This window comes from Cryobacterium breve, assembly GCF_027594785.1.
Lineage (GTDB): Bacteria > Actinomycetota > Actinomycetes > Actinomycetales > Microbacteriaceae > Cryobacterium > Cryobacterium breve_A.
Map to the genome: position 1 here is coordinate 3,800,794 of NZ_CP075584.1, position 19,890 is coordinate 3,820,683.

A 19,890-nucleotide genomic window follows, 5' to 3' on the forward strand; every position below is an offset into this window, starting at 1 on the left:
AGGGGGCACGATGCATCGAGGACACCGTGCCCGATTCACCGTTGAAAGGTCGCTCCCATGCCCCGTACCTCTGTTGTGACCGGCTCGGCAAGCGGCATCGGGAAGGCGACCAGGGAACTTCTCATCGAGCGCGGTGAGACCGTCATCGGCGTCGATGTCCATGATGCGGACGTGGTCGTGGATCTGTCCACCGCGGCAGGGCGCGCGTCCCTCGTCGAGCAGGTGACGGAACTGAGCGGCGGTACGATCGACGCCGTGCTGGCCGTCGCCGGCCTGGCCACGCCGACGGCCACCACCGTGGCCGTGAACTACTTCGGAACCATCGCGACGCTCGAGGGCCTGCGCCCCCTGCTGGCCGGCTCGGCGGCCCCGCGCGCCGTCGCCGTTGCATCGATGGCCTCGCTCTTCCCGCCGGACGACATCCTGCTCGCCGCGCTCCTCGCGGGAAACGAAACGGATGCCCTGGCCCGCGCGGCCGAGCTCGAGGCTGGTGGCGAGGAACTCGGCGCCCTGATCTACGGCACCACGAAGCGCGCCCTGGCCCTGTGGATCCGCCGGAACGCGGCGACGGACGCCTGGGCCGGCGCCTCGATTCCCCTGAACGCGATCGCACCCGGGGTCGTGGACACCCCGATGACGTCCGACATGATCAAGACGCCGCAGCAGCGCGAGGCGATGGCCGCCATGGTTCCGATGCCCCTCAACGGGATCTTCGAACCGCGCTCCGTCGCCTACCTCCTGGCGTGGCTCGCCGGCGAGGAGAACGCCCACCTGTGTGGGCAGGTCATCTTCATCGACGGCGGTTCGGACGTGATCATCCGGGGCGACACCACCTGGTAGCGAACCGCCTGGTCGCGAGACCGGGCGGTCACCGCGTTGAGAGCGCGCCGTCGACCATCGAGTGCACCGAGCTCATCAGCGGCAGCAGGCGCTGGTCGTGGGTGACCAGGATCGTGGCGGTGTCGAACTCCGCGGTCAGCCGCAGGATCAGGGCCAGGATGCTGGCACCGCGCTCCTGGTCGAGCGCACTGGTGGGCTCGTCGACGACCAGCGCGCTCGGCTCGTTCATGAGCGCCCGGGCGATATTGACCCGCTGGCGCTGACCTCCCGAGAGCCTGCGCCGGGTGCTTGGCGCGGTGATCGGCGAGGCCGACCGCGTCGAGGAGTTCCCCGGCCCGCACGCGTGCGGCGTTGCGGGCCCCGCGACCCCGGCGAGGCCCGTCCAGTTCCCCCATCACGACGAGCTGTTCTTCCGCGGTCAACGAGGGAATCAGGTTCGACTGCTGGAAGATGATGCCGATGCTCTCCCGGCGCAGCTGTGCCCGGTCCGTGAGCGAGAGGGCCGTGGCATCGACGTCGCCGATGCGCAGGGTCCCGCTGTCCGGACTGATCAGGGTCGATGCCACGGCGAGCAGGCTCGACTTTCCCGAGCCGGAGGGGCCGGTGATCCCGACCACGGAACCGCGTTCGACCGTGAGGCTCACGTCGTCGACGGCGGTGACCCTCCTGTCGCCATCCGGGAAGGTGAGGGTGATGTTGTCAAGGGTGATCATCGGTTGCTCCCGAGGGCGGTGAGGGGGTCGGCGGTGGTGACGGAACGGAGCGCGAATGCAGCGCCGGCGAGACCCAGCGCGATCATCGCCGCACCGGGCAGGAGGGTGGTCAGGGGGCTGATCACGAAGGGCAACGCCGTGCCGGCCAGTGCGCCGAGCAGGGCGGTCAGTCCGATGCCGAGCCCGACGCCCAGGACGAGGATGAGGGCGGCCTGTCCCAGGGCGTCGCCGACCAGCATCCGGTTGGATGCGCCGAGCGCCTTCAGGACGGCGACGTCCGGTTGGCGCTGGATGCTCCAGACGGTGAAGAACGCACCGACCACGAGGGCGGAAATGCCGAACAACATGGCGACCATCAGGAGCAGGGAGCCGATTTCGGAACGGAACGCCGACAGCGCCGTCAGGGATTGGAGCACGCCGGCCGAGGAGGTACCGGTTGCCGTGTCCGCGGCGGCCCAGTCGGTTCCGGAGGCGGTCACGGCCAGGACGGAGGCATAGGCGCCTGCGCTGCCGGTCGTGGCAGCCAGCTTCTGCCAATCGGCCAGGGCCATCCAGATGACCGGCGTGTGTGAGTACCAGGTATCGTCGGTGACCCGGTCTACGACGAAGGCGGAACCCAGGACGGTGACCGTGTCGCCTGCCTGCGCGTCGAGCTTCGTCGCGGCCGTCCGAGGGAGGGTCAGGTGCCCGCTCTCCAATGCGCTTCCGGAACCGAATCCGGAGGCGCTGCCGAACAAGGCGACGGCGACCTGGTTGTCACCGGCCGACACCTTCTGCTGGCTGATCCCCAGGGGATGCACCTCCCGGACCCCGGCCTGCTCGCGCCACCGGAGCGCATCCGCTTCGGTCACCGCGGAATCGGCGAAGCTGCGCTCCGCGTCCGCGACCGGGGCGGAGAAGACGATGCGATCGGCACCGAGGCCGGTGATCGCAGAGATGTTCTGGTCGGCCAGGCCACCGGTCAGGCCGGACAGGAATCCGACCAGCAGGGTGATCAGGGTCACCACGGTTCCGATGAGGACGAATCGCCCCCTGGCGAATCTCAGATCGCGCCACGCTACGTACACAGAGGACTCCTTTTCACGCCGGTCCCGCCACGGGACCGGCTGCAGCTGGCGAGCCCGTGCCCGCCACTGACCACTCTGCCGAGAACCGAACGCCCGGTCATCGTGCACCGGAACGGTCCTTCGGCGACGAAGGGCGGAGCATCCGTTACACCTTTCGAAGGATGCCGTCCCTGCCGATTCCCCGTACGGTGGACTGGTGATCGCCGAGTGAGAGTAGCAACGCCATGACCGCGCACGGTTCGGGACTCGACTCCGTCTTCCTGGGGCTGCGCGTGAGCCTGCACCTGTTGGTGCTCGGCCTCGTCGTGCTCGTCGTCGCGACGGCCGGACAGGCGGGGATGCCTGCCGCGGGGGTCATCATCTGCCTGGCTGCCGTGTTGCTCGGAACCTACGCGACGGGCACACTGGTCGCCCACAACCTCCCAAGCCGTTCCCTGCCCGGATGGGCACTGGCCTGGACGGCCGCGCTGAGCCTCGAGTGGGTTGTGCTTACGGCCTTCAGCCCCGAGGCGATCTACCTGCTCTTCCCGCTTTTCTTCATCTACCTGCACCTTCTGCCCGGCTGGACGGGCCCGGCAGCGGTCGCCCTCGCGACCGGGATCGCGATCATTGCGTTCGGCCTGCATCGCGGATTCAACGTCGGCGGCGTGATCGGCCCGGTGATCGGCGCGCTGGTCGCCGTCGTCATCGGGCTCGCCTACCGCTCCCTCACCAGGGAAGCCCGAGAGCGCGACCGGCTGATCGCCGAGTTGCAGGACACCCGTGCCCAGCTCGCGACGGCCGAGCGGGCCGCGGGCGTGCTCGATGAACGCGGCCGGCTGGCCCGAGAGATCCACGACACCGTGTCTCAGAGCCTCTCCAGCATCGTCCTGCTGCTGCACGCGGCCGAGCGCTCCGCCGATTCGAGTGCCGCAGTGCGCCTGCACCTGGGCCAGGCGAGGGATGCCGCGACCCAGGCCCTCGGCGAAACCCGGTCCTTCATCGACGAGCTCTCCCCGCCGGCGTTGCGACAGACCACGCTGGTCGAGGCGCTCCGCCGGCTGGCCGTCGAGACGGGTGCGGCCAGTGGAGTCCCGGTCAACGTCACAATCTCCGGGGACATCGGCCTGCTGCCGACGCGGCTCGAAACGGCCCTGCTCCGGATCGCGCAGGGAGCGCTGGCCAACGCCGTGCAGCATGCCCAGGCCAGCCGGATCGACCTGACGTTGAGCCGGCTCGATTCGGAAGTCATTCTCGACGTCGTCGACGATGGAGTCGGCTTCGACCCCGAGCATGGCTCGCAGGTCGCTCCCGCCTCTGTCGGCGCCGCTGCCGCCCGCAACACCTTCGGCCTGCACGCCATGCGGGAGCGTGTCGCTGAGCTGGGCGGGACGCTCACGGTCGAAAGCACCCGAGCGGATGCCGACCGGAACCGGCACGGGACCAGCGTCGTCGCCAGCTTCGAGCTCGCCCGATGACCATCCGGGTGCTGATCGCCGACGACCATCCCATCATGCGCACCGGTCTGCTCGCCCTGCTGGACACGGAATCATCGGTCACTGTCGTCGCCGCGGTCGGTACGACCGCCGAGGCGCTCGCCGAGACCGTGCGCCTGAGACCTGACGTGGTTCTGATGGACCTGCAGTTCCAGGGCCAGTTCGAGGGCGCCGCGGCGACTCAGCGTATCCGTGCGCTCGAGAACGCTCCTGCCGTGCTGATCCTCACGAACTACGACGCCGAAAGCGATATCGTCACCGCAATCGAGAGCGGCGCAGCGGGCTACCTGCTCAAGGACACCCCGCCTGACGATCTCATCGCCGCCGTGATCGCCGCTGCCTCCGGTCAGTCGGCGCTCGCGCCCGCCGTTGCCACCCGGCTCCTGGCGCGGGTGCGCGAGGCCCAGTCCGCGTTGAGCGTTCGCGAACTCGAGGTGGTGTCGCTGGTCGCAGACGGCCACAGCAACGGGGATATCGCCCGGCTGCTGCATCTGAGCGAAACCACCGTCAAGTCGCATCTCGCGCATATCTTTCCCAAGCTGGGTGTGTCGAGTCGCACGGCGGCCGTCGCGGCCGCGCGCCAGGCCGGACTCATCCGCTGATCCGGCCTTCGGATGGCCGGCCTGGACGTGACGGGCGCGGTCACGCGCTGTCCAACGGTTAACGGTCTATGTTGGAAAGGTAAACAACGGGTGAACGAAGCCTGATCGATCAGTGAACGTGAACTGGTTTCGATGGTCGGTGAGGCTTGGCGGGTCCGTGGCGCCTGCCGGATGCCGCACGGCACGCCGGCATTCCGAGACCGGAGTACCCCACGAGAGATGCGCAGCGCGACAGCAGCGAGTCGGTCAGGGCCCGGGTCCTCATCGTCGGTGGTTTCTGCGTCGCGACGGCGCTCATCGCCGCAGTCTGCGTCTTCGGAGCCGCGCGCCACGTGACCGCAACGTCGGCAGCACCCGTTTCCGTCGTGAGCGCCGCAGTGGAGATGCTCCCTGGTCCCGCAGAGTCGGTGGGCGGCCTCGACAGCGCGGACGGTTCCGGGATCGAGGTCAGCGTCGACGTGCTCGCCTCCCCGGCGATCGTCGACCGGGGTGCCGTCCCCTTCCAGCCTCCGTCGACCACAGGCGACGACTTCACGTCCACCGTCACGCTCACCGGCCGGCAGTCCGAGATCGATCTGTGCTCCGGGCTCGTGGACACGACGGCCTGGTACGGTACGCCGATGCTCGTCGAGCACTGGGGCTGCGGCGGGGAACTCTTCCCCCGGTGGACCGGGGCGCAGGTCCGCCTTGCAGGCATCGACGCCGGCGTCTATCGGGTGACCGGTGTGATCGGTACCTTGAGCGCGGGAACCGCGATGGTCAGCGACGTTCCGCACGGTCACGACCTCGTCTTTCAGACCTGCCTGAACGGGAACAGTGCAGACATGGTCCTCATCGGCCTGTCGCGGATCGGCTAGAGCTGCCCAGGCCCTCGAGCTACCGGGCCGGCCGTTTCTGTCCTGGCCACGGCGCCGGTTTCCCGAACAGATAGCCCTGACCGTGCAGCCAACCCTGCGACAGGAGGGTCTGCGCCTGCGTCTCCGTCTCGATGCCTTCGGCGACACCCGTGAGGTCGAGGTGCGCAACGAGTCCCGCGAGACCGGCCGCCAATGCGTCGACGCCACGGTTGTCGTCGCCGAGGCCGGCGACGAAGCTCGCGTCGAGCTTGAGTCCCGTGACCGGGAGGTCGCGTAGCAGCGAGATTGAGGAGAATCCGGTGCCGAAATCGTCGACGTGCAGGCCGACGCCGAGATCGCGGACCGCGTCGAGGCTCCCGGTGGTGGATGGCCGCAGCGACAGCACGGCCGTTTCGGTCACCTCGACGATGAGTCGGGAGGGGTCCACGCCGTGGTTCCGGAGGGTCGACGTGAAGGTCTCGGCCCAGGACTCGTGGGCCAGATCGACGGCGGACACGTTGACGCTGATCGTGGTCGTACCGTGGGGATCGGCGGCCAGGACCGAGCAAACCTGGTCGAGCACGAATCGATCGATGCCGAGAATGAGTCGGGATTCTTCGGCGATCGGGAGGAAATCGGCCGGTGCGAGAAGTCCGCGCACGGGGTGCTGCCAGCGGACGAGTGCCTCATAGCCGACGGTGGAGCGATCGAGGAGAGCGACGATCGGCTGGTAGTAGACGACGAAATCGCCCTTTGTAAGCGAGATCCGAATCTCGTCCTCGATGGTGAGTCGGTCCATCGCCTGGGAGTGCATCGTGTCGTCGAAGAACTGCCACCGGGCCCTGCCCGACTTCTTGGCGCGGAAGAGCGCGGAGTCGGTGTCCCGAAGAAGACTGGCCGCGGTGGACCCGCCCGTTGACAGGGCGATTCCCATCGACACCGTAGGTATGATCCGGTGTCCGTGGATCGAGAGTTCGGTGCTGAGTGCGGCCGTGATGTTCACCGCGACACGTTCGACATCCGCGGGTTCGGATGCGTTCGGAACGACGACCACGAATTCATCACCGCCGAAGCGTCCGACCCGGTCGTGGGGGAGCATCGCGGACGCGATCCGGTCTGCGATCACGGCGAGCACCTCATCGCCGGCGACATGGCCGAGCGAGTCGTTGACGAGCTTGAAGTTGTCGAGGTCGATGAACAACACTCCGACGGCCAGCCCGGAATCCCGGGACTCCTCGAGGTCCTGCTCAAGAATGCGGAGGATCCACTCCCGGTTGTGCATCCCCGTCAGCCGGTCGTTGTGCGCCTGAAACTGCAGTTCCTCGCGGGATTCGTGCTCGGCTGTGACGTCTTCGAGCTGCACGACCAGACGTTCCGGTATGCCCGCACTGGTCCGGATCACCGACGCGGTCCGGCGTGCCCAGATGACGGCTCCGTCGGCCCTGACCAGGCGCAGGCTCCTTGAAGGGAGTCTGAGCCGCCGAGGCGATCGTGAGAGCGCGCGCCGCGATCACGGTCGCCCGGTCGTCCGGGTGCACCAGCTCGTCTGTGCACCTGGCGAGAAGCCAGGCCTCGTCACGGAGGAGCATGGCGCATAAGGCCTCGTTCACGACCTGGATGCGTCCGGTGAGGTCACAGAGGATCATGCCCGTCGTCGATGACGTCAGCACGGCCCGGAACAGTTCAACCGACTTCTCGAGGGACTGCCGAGCGACGGTCTCGTCGTGCACGTCGCGCAGGGAGATCACCCGGCCGGTGGTCCGGCCTGCCGCGTCGTGAAGGTCGCGCGTGACGGTCGAGACCCAGCGATAGCTGCCGTCGCTGCGCCGGACCCGGAACGGACTATGGCGCCGCACTCCATCGTTCTGTCTAGCGCGGGCCGCCTGCACGCCCGGCACGTCGTCGGGATGTACGAATTCGGCGGATGTGCGATTCAGCAGGTCATCGTGCTTCCAGCCCAGTGCCTCCTCGAGGGACGGCGAAGCCCAGACGTACCGGTCGGCGGAGTCGACCATGAGTACGACGTCGGAGGCATTCTCGGCGAGCAGCCGGTAACGCTGCTCCGAATCCTGCAGCGCCTGGACGGCGAGGTGCTGCTCCGTCACGTCCCGCCAGATCACGGACACCCGGTCGCCGACGGGAGCGGCGTGGAAGTCATACCACCGGTCCGGCCGGTTGCCGTGAGGTGACGAGGCCCGGAAACCGTCGCGATGGCAGGGGACGCCCTGCTCGAGGACCTCCGCGCACAGGGCTCCGAGCGCCCCGGAGATCGCCGCCGGCATGGGGTTGAGCAGCGAGCCGCCGATGAACTGCCCCTCCGGCAACCCGTGGAAGGCACAGGCCGCCGGATTGGCCTCGTCCACCAGGAAATCGATGACGGTCCCGTTGAAGTTGCGCACCGCCTGGACGAGCACGTACGGGTCGCCCAGTCCGGCCAGCGATGCGTGCAGGGTCTTGCGGTCGGTCCACGCCGACTTTTCGGCCGCCACGAGTTCGTCGATGCCGGTGAAGTCGTGCACGGCCCCGACAACGGTGCCGTCCGGCGCCAGAACGGGGCTCGACGACTGGTAGAACCACTGGTCGGAACCATCCGTGCAAAGCACGCGAATGCGCCCGTGCGCCTTTGTTCCGCGGGCGACCAGGCCGGCGAACTCCGCGGCATCCGCCTGGTGGCCGGGAGGCCCGAGCCAGGACAGCGGGTTTCCGACGAGGGCGTCGCGGGCCCAGCCGATCGCCCGGGTCGTCGAGGGAGAGGCCCACGACACGACGCCGTCGAGGTCGGTGCGCAGCACGAAGTCGGTCACGTTGTCCGCGAGGGCGCGGTACCCGGCGAGCACGGTGTTGGTTGCCGCCCTGCCCTCGGCCGTGTCGGTCACCTCGTCCAGAAGGGCGAAGGCGCCCACGGTCGCACCGGCCTCGTCGACGACCGGAATCCCCGAAATCCTGAGCCAGGCCAGACGAGCCGGGTCTGTGTCATCGCCGGGAACGAACAGTCCGATCAAGGTTTCGGCTACCGGCGCTCCCGTGCGCAGGGCCGACAGCGCCGGCAGATCACGCAGGGCGATCGGGGCACCCCACTCGTCGATGGGATTCCAGTTCTGCGCCTCGGGCGTACGTCCGAGCTGATCGTCCCAGACCAGATGCAACTGGCTGGTCGCGATGAGGTTGGCGCCCAGAACCCTCCCATCGGGAGTCCCATAGGCGATGAGGCCGAAACCGGCGGGCACGAATGGCCGCTGCAGCCGAACGGCGGCGGGAGCGTCGGCCGCCCACCGGGTCTCTGAGAGAGGATCGCCGTGGAGACGGTCTACGTCGAACACGGGCTCAACCGCGTTCAGGGGGAAGAGCGCGCCGCGGCGAATGGGTGACGACAGTGTGCCAATGCATGTCGCCCCTGACTGCGGGACGACGGCCCCGCGATTTCCTGACCTATCCTCGCACATCGTGCCCCCCGTTTGGGGCAATGGCCGGCGAGACCGGTATCGGCAGAATTCGCACCAGCTACAGACAATTCGGTGGACCCGAGCGTATTTTGTTCGGTGGAGCACGGGGGTCTGGCTCCTGGGATGAACAGGAAGGGCAGGGTGGCCGGCATGACAGCGGTGGCCGCGGTGATTTTGGCGTTGGCGGCGATCATGGTCGTCTCCGTGGGCACGACGATCGTCGTGGTGCGGATGCTGTACAAACGCATGCGTCGCAGTCGCGTCGTGGCCCGTGCGGCACTGCGCACCCGGGCGGCCCTGAGCCGGGGACCGCAGCGCGAGGTCGTGGGACTCCGCATCCGACTGAGAGACACTCTCGGAAGCGGTCAGTCCGCGGTGGACCTCGCGCTGGGCAGTGACGGGCCGCGGGGCGAGCTTCCCCGCCTGTTCCGCCGGATCAAGAATGAAGGTGCTGTCCTCGACGCACAACTGCTGTTGCTGACGAGCGAAACCGATGCCGTCGTGCTCGCCGAGGAACTACCACTGGCTAGACGAAGGGTGGACGACGTCGCCGGGCTCGTTCGTCGGCTGCGAGCGACCGTGGCCGGCGGGCGCGGGGACCTCACCGATGATGTCCTGCTGGCGCTGCGTGCGGAACTCGACCGCGAGGTCGAAGCCCTGGACGCCGGAGTCCGGGAACTGCACGCACTCAATGGGCACGATCACGGTGACATGACCGGGAGGAAGTACTCATGACCACCTCATCTCGACTTCGCAGTATCTTCCGGAGCAAGACCTCGCGTGCACTCGACCGGCTGGAAGACCCCGGCGAAGCTCTCGACGACAGCTACGAGCAGCAGCTCAAGATGCTCCAGCAGGTGCGGCAGGGACTCGCCGAGGTGACGACGGCGAAGAAACGGATCGAGCTGCAGGGGCAGGAGATGGGCGCCCGGTACCAACGGTTGGCCGACCAGGCCCAGGAGGCCCTGGACCAGGGACGCGAGGACCTCGCCCGGACCGCTCTCGAACGGCGTTCCTACCTCGAAACCCAGGTCGGCGCCATTCGTGAGCAATACGCCTCGCTCGAACGCCAGCAGGCGCAGTTGCAGGACAACGAGCGGCGTCTGTCCGAACGGGTCACCGCCTTCCGGACCGAGAAGGAGACTCTCAAGGCCACCTATGCGGCTTCCGAGGCCCAGGCCCGGGCGAATGAGGCCGCGGCCGGCATCGGTTCCAATCTGGGTGACGTCGGCGCCAACCTCGATCGGGCCAGGGACCGGGTCGCGCAGATGCAGGCGCGCGCCGCAGCGACCGATGAGCTGCTCGCCCGAGGCGTGCTGAACGATCTCACGGCGCCCGCGGACGCGGACCTTGACCGGCAGCTGTCCGCGGGGGTGCGCCAGGCATCCGTCGAGCGCCAGCTTCAGGAGCCTGAAGAACGCCCGCGCCGCACAACCCGACGGCCGTGCGCGCCCGGCGCGCGGGGGACCGGACGCGTGGTTGAGCATCGGGCAGGGGCCGGACGCCCCCTGAGACCGAACCCGAGGCGGGAACCCTGAGGCAGAAGAGGAGGAACCAGGTCGACCATGAACCCCGCGGCGCGGCGCGTGCAAAGGATCTATCTGACCCTCCTGCTGGGCAACACCCTGGCCGCGTCGTTCATCTGGGGCATCAACACCCTGTTCCTGCTCGACGCCGGCCTGTCGAACTTCGAGGCTTTCGCCGCGAACGCATTCTTCACCGCCGGGATGGTGCTCTTCGAGATACCGACCGGGGTCGTCGCGGACACGGTCGGGCGGAAGGCGTCCTACCTGCTGGGCACGATCACGCTCTCGGTCACCACCGCGCTCTACTGGTTGTTGTGGTTCTGGCACGCGCCCTTCGGCTGGTGGGCGCTCGTGTCCGTGCTTCTCGGGCTCGGCTTCACGTTCTTCTCCGGCGCGGTGGATGCCTGGCTCGTCGATGCGCTGGCCTTCAGCGGGTACACCGACGGTCTCGAGGCGGTCTTCGGCAGGGGGACTCGTCGTGACCGGCATCGCGATGTTCACCGGGTCGGTCCTGGGCGGCGTGATCGCTCAGGCGACCAATCTCGGCGTCCCTTTCCTGTTGCGCGCCGGGGTGCTCGTCGTGATGCTCGTGTTCGCGGCGGTCGTGATGAAGGACCTCGGATTCACTCCGGATCGATCCCAGGGACCGCTGAAGGCGACCAGGACCGTTCTCGCCGAGTCGATCGAGCACGGCCTCCGAAAGCGCTCGGTCCGGTGGGTGATCCTGTCCGCGCCCTTCGCCTCCGGGGTCGGGGTCTACGCGTTCTACGCCCTGCAGCCCTACCTGCTCGTGCTCTCCGGCGACCCGACGGCGTACTCGATCGCCGGTCTCGCCGCTGCCGTGCTCTCGCTCGCGCAGGTCGCGGGTGGGGTGCTGGCCCCGCGGATCCGGGGAATGTTCCACCGGCGGACCACCACGGTGATCGGGGCATCCGTCACGAGCATCATCGTGCTCCTCGCTCTCGGACTCACCAGCCTCTTCTGGCTCGCGATCGTGCTGTTGGTGCTCTGGGGGTTCGTCTTCGCAGTCGCCGGCCCGGTGCGGCAGGCGTACCTCAATGACATGATCCCGTCGAAGCAGCGCGCGACGGTGCTATCGTTCGACTCCCTCTTCGGCAGCCTCGGCGGGGTCTTCGTGCAACCGGCACTCGGCCGCGCCGCCGACCTCTGGGGCTACGGAACGTCGCTCGTGATCGGCGGCCTCATCGAGGTGATCGGCATCCCGTTCCTGTTTGCCAGCCGGCGCCAGCACGATCCGGCCGACACCATCGGCACCCTGCCGGCGGATGCCGCGCCACAGGAACCCGAGGCGCGCTGACCTCCGGCCGAGGCAAAGGGAATGCGCCCGGGGCCGGTCACCTCACGTGACCGGCCCTGTTCTGGTCGGCGGCGTCAGCTCACACTCTGGTGCGCCTGGCCGTAGCCGATGGAATCCGCCACGGTGCCGACGAGCCCGAGTGTCACTGTGCCGAGTGCCGATGGCAGCCCGCCCGATGGGGGAGTGGCCGGTCCGAAGGTGACGCTCGTCCCGTCGGCCAGCGTCGTGGTGATCGAGTCCAGGTAGACCTGCACGTTGCCGCGCAATTCCATCCGCGGGGAGCTCGTGACGAGCCCGGACCCGGACGCCGCCCCAACGTCGATGACGGCGTCGGTCAGCACGATGTCATCGGCCATGATCCTGAGCACGGGCGCTGAGGTACCGTCTGCGTGCGACACGGTCACGACCGTCACCGAGGTGAGCCCGGTGATGGTCATCGAAGATGCGCCGAGTTGCGCCGCCGGGTTGCCGAACACAGGTGCGTTCGGGTCTGGCGCGGCGACGACCGCCGCTGCGGCCGGAGTGATCAGGCCCGGAGCCGTGACGTCCACGGTCGGCCCGGTCGTGGGGACCGGGATCGGTGCAACGACAGGCACCGGATCGACCGGAGATGTCGGGACGGTGGTGGGGATCGCATCCGCCACGCCAGGGTCAGCGGTCGGCGAAGTCGTCGCCGCGGGCGTCGGCGTCGGGACGCCGCAGTCGACGAGGAGCAGATCGCAGGGCACGGCCTGGCCCGGCGCCGGAATCGCCGCAGCCCCGATCGCCGACAGCGACAGCACGAGCCAGACGCCGACGACGCGCGGTCGCAGATCGCGGGAGGTCTCGCGGCGGCGCATCACAGGGCACGCCGCGGACGCGAGCGTTCTTCGACGAGCTCGCCCAACTGGATTGCGGGCTCGTCGACCGGGCTCGCGAACAGCTCGACGGCGGTTCCCGCCCTGGTGGGCTTCGGCATCCAGGCGACGACCAGAATGCCGCCCACCGCACTCAGGACCATGCCGACGAAGAACCCGCCGAGGTTGACGCCGACCAGCGAGTAGATCGAGAACACCAGCGCGATCACACCGTAGAAGATCCGGTGGACGGGCATCCCGATTGCGAGGATGCCCACAAGCACCACGATCACCGGAATGATCATGGCCTGCATGCCTTCGACCCCGACCTGCACGTGGATCGAGCCGACGTCGAGCTGGCCGGAGAAGAACATCTCCACTCCGGCCAGCACGACGAGGATGCCACCGACGAACGGTCTCTGACGGCACCAGCCAGTGAATGTGGCCCACGTGCTGGTTTTCATCCGCTCTCCTCCGTGGTGACGGGGTGCTTCGATTAGAAGCACTCAGTTCCGTTGGTCAACTGCAGGTGCATGCCGTTCAGGGTGAACACCGAGGCCTGGGTGCTCCACGCCGTCTGCTGGAGCCCGGCAACCTTGATCGTGGCAGCATCCTGGGCGAAGTCGCCCGCGGTGCCCTTGGCGGCTGTGTTCACTGAGGCAGCGTCGACGCCGATGCGGATGTTGCCGAACGTTGCGTCTCCCTTGAGGTCGGTCATGCCGATCTGCAGGTCGGTTGCGGTCGCCGGCTTGCCGCCGCCGCCCGCACCGATCAGCAGGCCGACCTTGCCCAGAGGCGTGTCGGCCACGACGGACTGACACAGGTCGGCCAGGCTCGCGGTGCCGATGTTGGCGATCGCGACCGGGTGGTATGCCCCGGTCTTGCCGTCCTTCGCAACACCGCCGTACTGCGAGAATCCAGTTCCGTCGAGCTGTGATGCGCTGATCTTGAACTGGCCTCCCGACACGGCGAACGAGACGGGGACGGCGCCGTTAGCGACCCCCGCCATGAGAACGGTGGACAGCAGGGCCACGGGAACCGCGGCGAGCACGATCCGTCCGGCGTGGGAGCCGGTGAGCTTGGTGAACTTCATAGATCCTCCTTGATCTGGGCAAACAGTCCGGCAGGTCGTTATTGACTCGCCAACCAATAAGCGCTGTTGACGAGTGTACTAATAGCCTGATTTGGTAGACATCACGGTTTGGCAACGCTTTCCCTGCGGCGCTAACCGGGCATTCGAGTCGGAACGGGCGGTTCGAGGGGCGCCGAGGACCGTCCGCCGCGGAACGCGGATATGCTCGGACCATGGAACCGGAGCGGCGAACGCGGCTGACTCCGGATGAGCGCCGGGCCCAACTGGTCGCGCTCGGAGTGAAATCCCTCGCGGACCAGCCGCTGGAAGCCCTCACCATCGACTACCTCTCCGCGCGTGCCGGCGTGTCCCGCGGGCTGCTGTTCCACTACTTCACATCGAAGAAGGGCCTGCACCGCGAAGTGGTGCGCACGGCGCGCGACGCCATGCTGAACGCGACCGAGCCTGCCCCGGAACTGCCGCCCCTCGAGCGGCTCCGCGACACCCTGACCCGGATCGTTCGTTTCGTGCGCGACTACCGCGGGACATTCTTCTCACTCGTGCGCGGTGTCGCGAGCGGGGACACCGAGGTGCGCGAGGTGCTGGAAGAAGCACGGGCATCCCAGGCGGATCGCGTGATCTCTGTCTTCCTGGAACTCGGAGTCGAAGACTCCGAGTTGCTTCGTCTCGCCCTGCGTTCCTGGGTCGGGTTCGCCGAGGACATCCTCGTCGACCTCGCGCTCAACACGGAGATGCCCTCAGAGGACATCGTCCTGTTTCTGGAACGGAGCGTCACGGCGATCACGGCATCCGTCGACCCTCAGAACGCGATCGCTCTCGACTGACGTTCGTCGCGGGTCCCGGTCAGTGCTGGCGAGTGTCCCTGCGGTCGTGACGCAGCTGGGAGACCTTGGCAGCACCCCGCCTGGCGAGGTCGTTCGCCGTGTGGCTGACCTTCTTCGCGCCCTCGAATTCGGTGCCGAGCAGGGCGAGGCCGCCGAGGCTGATCAACGCGCCGGGCCCGGGGAGAGGGATGAGCACGATGCCGAGCACGACGGTTCCCCCGCCGATGACGCCGACGGAGGTGCGGTAGACGCGGTCGACGGTGCGGTTGCGACCGATGAGGTCGCGGGCGGAGCGGGCTACGGTTCTGACCGGCATGCGCCGAGTGTAGCCGACCCGGCTGGGCTGTCGGGAGGGGTGGGAGCCGGTGCCGTGTGTGCGGTGTGTATTAGGCCCGGTCGGACTTGAGTGCCCTCTTCACGAGCTCGATCGCGTCGTCGTCGCTGAGTCGCGCGGCCCGCGCTTCCCTGGCGAAAGCGGATGCCACGTTCTCGACCCGCTGCCGGTCGGAGTGGGTATCGGCCGCAATGAACGTGCCGTGGCGCCCACGGGTGATCACCACTCCGGCGCGTTCGAGTTCGCGATAGGTCCTCGCCACGGTATTGGGGGCGATGCCGAGGTCGGCCGCGAGCTTCCGCACGGTCGGGAGGCGGGCATCCGCTTGCAGGCCGCCGGTGCGCACGAGTTCCACGATCTGGGCGCGCACCTGTTCGAACGGCGGGATCGCCGAGCGGGGGTCGATGACGAGCATGCTCAGCCTGCTGCCGCGGGGTCGGCCGGCGATGCGGTGAGATCGGGCCAGAGTCGACGCCGGAAACGGCCCGTTGCGCTGCCGATGCCGAACCAGAGCAGGATCGCCAGGTAGCCCCAGTTGAAGATCTGTGGCCCGAGGCCGATACTCCACGTCGTTCCTCGAAGTGCATCCCAGCCGTTCAGGATGCCGAGGCTGACTGCGCCGACGGCAAGCCACGCGATGATGGTCTCGAACAGGAGGAGCGAACGCAAGGTTTCCCCGCGGAACGCGTCGTCCCAGGCGAGTTCGAGCTCGGTGGTTGCGGGTTGGGTGTGCATCAGCACTTTGCGGCTCGCCGCGATGCCCGCGATGAGCACGGCAGATGCGAGGGCGAGCACGGGAAGAGCGGGGCTGCCCAGGAACGCGCCGAGGTCGACGGTGCCGGCGAGCCCGAGCAGGATGCCCGCGATTGTGAGTAGGAACGCCAGGAGAACCAGGAGTGGAGCGGCACGCAGCCGCCAGGGACTCACATAGTCGCTCAGCGTGACAATCGTCGGCCTCGCCAGACGAGGGGCGTCCACGGGCGGACGGAAGAGCGATTCGCGCAACGCGACGGCGACGTCCACGGCAGAGAAGCCGATCAGGGTGGCGGGGAGGACGACGAGCCAGATGAAAGTGGACGAGGCCAGGGACGGCTGGAGCACGAGGACGGCGGCAGACCCCAGCAGTCCGACGAGGGCGCCGACGAGTGCCGCGGTGCTCCTGGCCCGGAGCCGTGTGCGAATGGCGCGTGCGATGTCATCGCTCTGCACCGGGAGGCCGGCTTTCTGCCAGAACTGGAGGAAGACGCGATCCCGGGACCGTTCGGTCTGGGCATAGAGCAGTAAGCCGATGTCCAGGAGCGCAATCGCTCCGAGGATGATCCAGACAAAGACGAACTCGAATGACATGCGGCCCCCGTTGATCGTGCGTCCCATCAATGTAGCAGTACAATGCCGGATGGGCGCGGCGCAGATGCGGGGGCGGCGGATCTTCGATCGACGTTGGCGCGTCCGTTCACAGAGAGAGCTGGCACGTCACGGGCGAGCTTGCTTTGTAGGCTGGCAAGATGTTACCCACGACGGATGACCCCCGACGTCAGCTCGCGGCGCTGTGTGAGCGGGGACTGGACTGGCGCACCGGAGTGACCCGCGCCCTGCCGGATTCGACGCAGGCCAGGCACGCTGCGGTGCTGGTCCTCTTCGGGGTGCTCGACTCTTCGCCGGCACAATCTTCGAGGATCGGACGCGCTCGGGAGCAGGTCCCACGCGACCTCGACGTCTTGCTGCTGCGTCGTGCTGCAACGCTCGGGAGCCACCCGGGGCAGATCGCCTTCCCGGGCGGACGGCTCGAAGCCTCCGACGCCGGCCCGATCGCGGCCGCGCTGCGGGAGGCCGTCGAGGAGACCGGCCTCGACCCGGAGGGTCTCGAGCCGCTCGGCACCCTGCCGGCACTGCCCGTGCCGGTGAGCAACCACCTCGTGACCCCGGTGCCGGCCTGGTGGACGCGAGAGTCGGAGGTGGCAGCGGTTGATCACCTGGAGACGGTTGACGTCTTCCGGGTGCCGGTCGCAGACCTGCTCGACCCCGCCAATCGCGTGAGCACGGCCCACACCTTCGCGGGAGCCACGTATCGGTCGCCGGCCTTCACGGTCGACGGCCGGCTCATCTGGGGGTTCACCGCAATCGTTCTCTCACGGATGTTCGACGAGCTCGGCTGGGCCGAGTCCTGGGATGAGTCCAGGACCGTGCGTCCTGACCTTTGACCCCTGGCCAGAGTGCCGGCACCCGTCCCAGACCGTGACCGAGTCGGGACAGTGGGCGTCTCCGGCGCTCGTGGCACCGGCCATCGCGGCGCAGGCGAGGGTTGCCCCGGCGATCAGATCACCGGGGCAACGCCACGCCCTATCCGACGCAGGCGTTAGACGACGGATGTCTCCGTGCGGGCGGGCAGGCGCCAGCCCGGCCGGACATAGTGGCAGGTGTACCCGGCCGGGTACTTCTCCAGGTAGTCCTGGTGCTCGTCCTCGGCCTCCCAGAAATCACCGGCCGGCTCGACCTCGGTGACGACCTTGCCGGGCCAGAGACCGGAGGCGTCGACGTCCGCGATCGTGTCGCGGGCGACCCGTTCCTGCCCAGGGGTCGTGTAGTAGATGGCCGAACGGTAGCTGCGACCGACGTCGTTGCCCTGCCGGTTCTTCGTCGACGGGTCGTGGATCTGGAAGAAGAACTCCAGCAGCTCGCGGTAGCTGATCATCGCGGGATCGAAGACGATCTCGACGGATTCGGCGTGGTCGCCGTGGTTACGGTACGTCGCGTTCGGGGTGTCGCCGCCCGAGTAGCCGACCCGCGAAGAAATGATGCCGGGGCGACGGCGCAGCAGCTGCTGCGCTCCCCAGAAACATCCTCCGGCCAGGATCGCTCGTTCTGTAGTCATGATTCCTCCACTTACGTTTGGGGTGACAGTGGGCGGCGTTCTCGCGTCGCCCACTGATCAGTGGATAGAACACCGCTGGCGTCGCAGATGTTCCATCGTCGTTCCGGTGGTCTCCGAGCACGCTCGCCCCGAACCAATTCGACGGAGATTTTGCCCGGAAAGCGCTTCAAAAGCGCGCTGAGGTGCACAAATCCCAAAAACTCCGTCGAATTCGTTCGGGGAAAGGGGCTAGTCGCGGCGGGGGTGGCGCGGCGCGCGGTCCTCGCGGCGGACCGGGCCGCTGTTGTCCGGCTGGATCTCGATGAGCTTGCCGCTGATCCGGGTGCCCACGAGACGGTCGAGGACATCCTGAGACAGATTCTCGGGCAGGCTCGACGAGCGAGTAGTCCGGGTTGATCTGGATGTGCCCGAAGTCCTCACGGCTCAGGCCGCCCTCGTTCGCGATCGCGCCGACGATCTGGCGCGGCTCGACCTTCTGGCGCTTGCCGACCTCGATCCGGTAGGAGACCAGCGGGATGGTGCTGTCGCGGGGGCGCGGTTCGGGGCGCTCGCTCTTGCGGGGGCGGTCGTCGCGGTCCCAGCGGTCGTCGCGTCCACCACGGTCGTCGCGTCCACCACGGCTATCGCGGCTGTTGCGATCGTTGCGCGGCGCGTAGTTGCCCGAGTCACTGCGCTCGGAGCGTTCGCGTTCATTGCGCTCGCGTTCGTCGCGACGCTGGTTGCGGGCGTCCTGCTCGGAAAGGAGCAGCGGGGTCTCGCCCTGGGCAACGACAGCGAGGGCCGCGGCGACGTCAGCCTCCGGCACGTCGTACTGCTCGACGTAGTGCGCGATGATGTCGCGGAACCGGTCGACGCGGGCGGTCTGGCCCAGCGCCTCGGTGATCGCCTCATCGAAGCGCGCCAGGCGGGTGATGTTGACGTCCTCGACGCTCGGCAGCTGCATCTGGGTGAGCGGCTGGCGGGTGGCCTTCTCGATGGCGTTGAGCAGATGACGCTCGCGGGGCGTGACGAAGCTGATCGCCGCGCCACTGCGCCCGGCGCGGCCGGTGCGGCCGATACGGTGCACGTACGACTCGGTGTCGATCGGGATGTCGTAGTTGATGACGTGGCTGATGCGCTCGACGTCGAGACCGCGAGCGGCGACATCCGTTGCGACGAGGATGTCGAGCTTGCCCGACTTCAGCTGCTCGACCGTGCGTTCACGCTGGGCCTGCACGACGTCACCGTTGATGGCGCTCGCCGAGTACCCGCGCGCGCGCAGCTTCTCGGCGAGGGTCTCCGTCTCGTTCTTGGTGCGGGTGAAGACGATCATGCCCTCGAAGTTCTCCACCTCGAGGATGCGGGTGAGCGCGTCGACTTTCTGCGGGTACGAGACCATCAGGTAGCGCTGGGTCGTGTTCGCCGAGGTCGTGGTCTTGGTCTTGACCGTGATCTCTTCGGCGTCATGCAGGTACTTCTTGGCGATGCGCCGGATGGACGCGGGCATGGTCGCCGAGAACAGCGCGACCTGCTTGTCTTCCGGGGTATCGGCGAGGATCGTCTCGACGTCCTCGGCAAAGCCCATCTTGAGCATCTCGTCGGCCTCGTCGAGCACGAGGTACTTAAGTTCGGACAGGTCGAGGGTTCCCTTGGCGAGGTGGTCCATGATGCGACCGGGAGTACCGACGACGACGTGGACGCCGCGACGGAGCGCGGAGAGCTGGACGCCATAGCCCTGTCCGCCGTAGACGGGGAGGACGTGCACGCCGCGCATGTGCGAGGCGTAGCTTTCGAAGGCCTCGCAGACCTGGAGTGCGAGCTCGCGGGTGGGGGAGAGGACGAGGGCCTGCGGGTTCTTCTGCGCCATGTCGAGGCGCGAGAGGATCGGCAGCGCGAACGCGGCCGTCTTTCCGGTGCCGGTCTGGGCGAGGCCGACGACGTCGCGGCCGGCGAGCAGGGGGGAATGGTCGCGGCCTGGATGGCCGAGGGAGTTTCGTACCCGACGTCCTTGAGGGCTTTGAGCACGGCATCGGTCAGGCCGAGCTCGGAGAAGGTCTTCGCGACGAGGGCAGTTGCTGCCTCGCTCGGCGCTGTTGTATCAGGAGGCGTCATGTTATCAAAGGTAGTCGGTC

Annotated in this window: 18 protein-coding genes and 3 pseudogenes; 9 read left to right on the plus strand and 12 right to left on the minus strand. The window is 68.0% G+C overall.

Translation table 11 applies throughout. The annotated features are described in order from the left end of the window. The first annotated feature begins 57 nt into the window (after positions 1-57). Positions 58-840: an SDR family oxidoreductase gene (locus tag KIV56_RS18480; RefSeq protein ID WP_281534562.1), complete on the plus strand. Its 783-nt coding sequence runs from the start codon at positions 58-60 to the stop codon at positions 838-840. 28 nt (positions 841-868) lie between these two features. On the opposite strand, the pseudogene KIV56_RS18485 reads toward KIV56_RS18480, so the two are convergent. Both KIV56_RS18485 and KIV56_RS18490 read right to left on the minus strand, forming a co-directional pair. After that, positions 869-1,553: pseudogene (locus KIV56_RS18485) on the minus strand (ABC transporter ATP-binding protein). Continuing rightward, the gene (locus KIV56_RS18490) at positions 1,550-2,620 is read right to left on the minus strand and encodes an ABC transporter permease (RefSeq protein WP_281534563.1); all 1,071 of its coding nucleotides are present in this window, start codon (positions 2,618-2,620) and stop codon (positions 1,550-1,552) included. The pseudogene KIV56_RS18485 and the gene KIV56_RS18490 overlap by 4 nt, the downstream one beginning before the upstream one ends. 224 nt (positions 2,621-2,844) lie before the next feature. On the opposite strand from KIV56_RS18490, the gene KIV56_RS18495 reads away from it, so the two are divergent. From KIV56_RS18495 to KIV56_RS18505, 3 genes are all read left to right on the plus strand, one after another. Next, positions 2,845-4,077 (plus strand): sensor histidine kinase, encoded by a 1,233-nt coding sequence (locus KIV56_RS18495; RefSeq protein WP_281534564.1) that lies wholly within the window; start codon positions 2,845-2,847, stop codon positions 4,075-4,077. Next, complete coding sequence (locus tag KIV56_RS18500) at positions 4,074-4,697, plus strand: response regulator (RefSeq protein WP_281534565.1); 624 nt, start codon at positions 4,074-4,076, stop codon at positions 4,695-4,697. The genes KIV56_RS18495 and KIV56_RS18500 overlap by 4 nt, the downstream gene beginning before the upstream one ends. 146 nt (positions 4,698-4,843) lie before the next feature. After that, positions 4,844-5,554, plus strand: a complete 711-nt coding sequence (locus tag KIV56_RS18505) for a hypothetical protein (RefSeq protein ID WP_281534566.1) — start codon at positions 4,844-4,846, stop codon at positions 5,552-5,554. A 19-nt stretch (positions 5,555-5,573) separates the two neighbouring features. Here KIV56_RS18505 and KIV56_RS18510 read toward each other — a convergent pair whose 3' ends face one another. Both KIV56_RS18510 and KIV56_RS18515 read right to left on the minus strand, forming a co-directional pair. Next, entirely contained in the window at positions 5,574-6,896 is a 1,323-nt protein-coding gene (locus KIV56_RS18510) for a putative bifunctional diguanylate cyclase/phosphodiesterase (protein WP_281534567.1), read from the minus strand. Next, entirely contained in the window at positions 6,781-8,853 is a 2,073-nt protein-coding gene (locus tag KIV56_RS18515; protein WP_281534568.1) for a PAS domain S-box protein, read from the minus strand. The genes KIV56_RS18510 and KIV56_RS18515 overlap by 116 nt, the downstream gene beginning before the upstream one ends. Positions 8,854-9,126: 273 nt before the next feature. On the opposite strand from KIV56_RS18515, the gene KIV56_RS18520 reads away from it, so the two are divergent. The 3 genes and pseudogenes from KIV56_RS18520 (at position 9,127) to KIV56_RS18530 (ending at position 11,820) form a co-directional block, all read left to right on the plus strand. Continuing rightward, positions 9,127-9,711 (plus strand): hypothetical protein, encoded by a 585-nt coding sequence (locus tag KIV56_RS18520; RefSeq protein WP_281534569.1) that lies wholly within the window; start codon positions 9,127-9,129, stop codon positions 9,709-9,711. Next, on the plus strand, positions 9,708-10,514 hold the full coding sequence (locus KIV56_RS18525; protein ID WP_281534570.1) for a PspA/IM30 family protein: 807 nt from the start codon (positions 9,708-9,710) through the stop codon (positions 10,512-10,514). The genes KIV56_RS18520 and KIV56_RS18525 overlap by 4 nt, the downstream gene beginning before the upstream one ends. Before the next feature lie 27 nt (positions 10,515-10,541). After that, positions 10,542-11,820, plus strand: a pseudogene (locus tag KIV56_RS18530) (MFS transporter). Positions 11,821-11,894: 74 nt separating this feature from the next. Here the strand turns inward: KIV56_RS18530 and KIV56_RS18535 are convergent. From KIV56_RS18535 to KIV56_RS18545, 3 genes are read right to left on the minus strand one after another with little or no spacing between them, the layout of a single operon-like run. After that, positions 11,895-12,662, minus strand: coding sequence for a hypothetical protein (locus KIV56_RS18535; RefSeq protein WP_281534571.1), 768 nt, complete (start codon positions 12,660-12,662; stop codon positions 11,895-11,897). Next, positions 12,659-13,120: a DUF6114 domain-containing protein gene (locus KIV56_RS18540; RefSeq protein WP_281534572.1), complete on the minus strand. Its 462-nt coding sequence runs from the start codon at positions 13,118-13,120 to the stop codon at positions 12,659-12,661. The genes KIV56_RS18535 and KIV56_RS18540 overlap by 4 nt, the downstream gene beginning before the upstream one ends. 32 nt (positions 13,121-13,152) lie before the next feature. After that, a complete protein-coding gene (locus KIV56_RS18545) occupies positions 13,153-13,749 on the minus strand; it encodes a DUF6230 family protein (RefSeq protein ID WP_281534573.1) in 597 nt (198 codons plus the stop codon). Positions 13,750-14,027: 278 nt separating this feature from the next. Between KIV56_RS18545 and KIV56_RS18550 the strand changes: the two genes are divergently transcribed. Beyond that, complete coding sequence (locus tag KIV56_RS18550) at positions 14,028-14,573, plus strand: TetR/AcrR family transcriptional regulator (RefSeq protein WP_281534574.1); 546 nt, start codon at positions 14,028-14,030, stop codon at positions 14,571-14,573. Between the two features lie 19 nt (positions 14,574-14,592). Here the strand turns inward: KIV56_RS18550 and KIV56_RS18555 are convergent, their stop codons facing one another. The 3 genes from KIV56_RS18555 to KIV56_RS18565 form a co-directional block, all read right to left on the minus strand. Further along, complete coding sequence (locus KIV56_RS18555) at positions 14,593-14,889, minus strand: PGPGW domain-containing protein (protein ID WP_281534575.1); 297 nt, start codon at positions 14,887-14,889, stop codon at positions 14,593-14,595. Positions 14,890-14,959: 70 nt separating this feature from the next. Further along, the gene (locus KIV56_RS18560) at positions 14,960-15,322 is read right to left on the minus strand and encodes a GntR family transcriptional regulator (RefSeq protein ID WP_281534576.1); all 363 of its coding nucleotides are present in this window, start codon (positions 15,320-15,322) and stop codon (positions 14,960-14,962) included. 2 nt (positions 15,323-15,324) lie between these two features. After that, positions 15,325-16,254: a hypothetical protein gene (locus KIV56_RS18565; RefSeq protein ID WP_281534577.1), complete on the minus strand. Its 930-nt coding sequence runs from the start codon at positions 16,252-16,254 to the stop codon at positions 15,325-15,327. A 158-nt stretch (positions 16,255-16,412) separates the two neighbouring features. On the opposite strand from KIV56_RS18565, the gene KIV56_RS18570 reads away from it, so the two are divergent. Next, entirely contained in the window at positions 16,413-17,108 is a 696-nt protein-coding gene (locus KIV56_RS18570; protein WP_281534578.1) for an NUDIX hydrolase, read from the plus strand. Positions 17,109-17,263: 155 nt separating this feature from the next. On the opposite strand, the gene msrA is transcribed toward KIV56_RS18570, so the two are convergent. Both msrA and KIV56_RS18580 read right to left on the minus strand, forming a co-directional pair. Next, positions 17,264-17,779 carry a peptide-methionine (S)-S-oxide reductase MsrA gene (gene msrA / locus KIV56_RS18575; protein WP_281534579.1) on the minus strand — a complete coding sequence of 172 codons (516 nt, stop codon included), beginning with the start codon at positions 17,777-17,779 and terminating at the stop codon, positions 17,264-17,266. A 228-nt stretch (positions 17,780-18,007) separates the two neighbouring features. Continuing rightward, positions 18,008-19,870: pseudogene (locus tag KIV56_RS18580) on the minus strand (DEAD/DEAH box helicase). Positions 19,871-19,890: the final 20 nt, after the last annotated feature.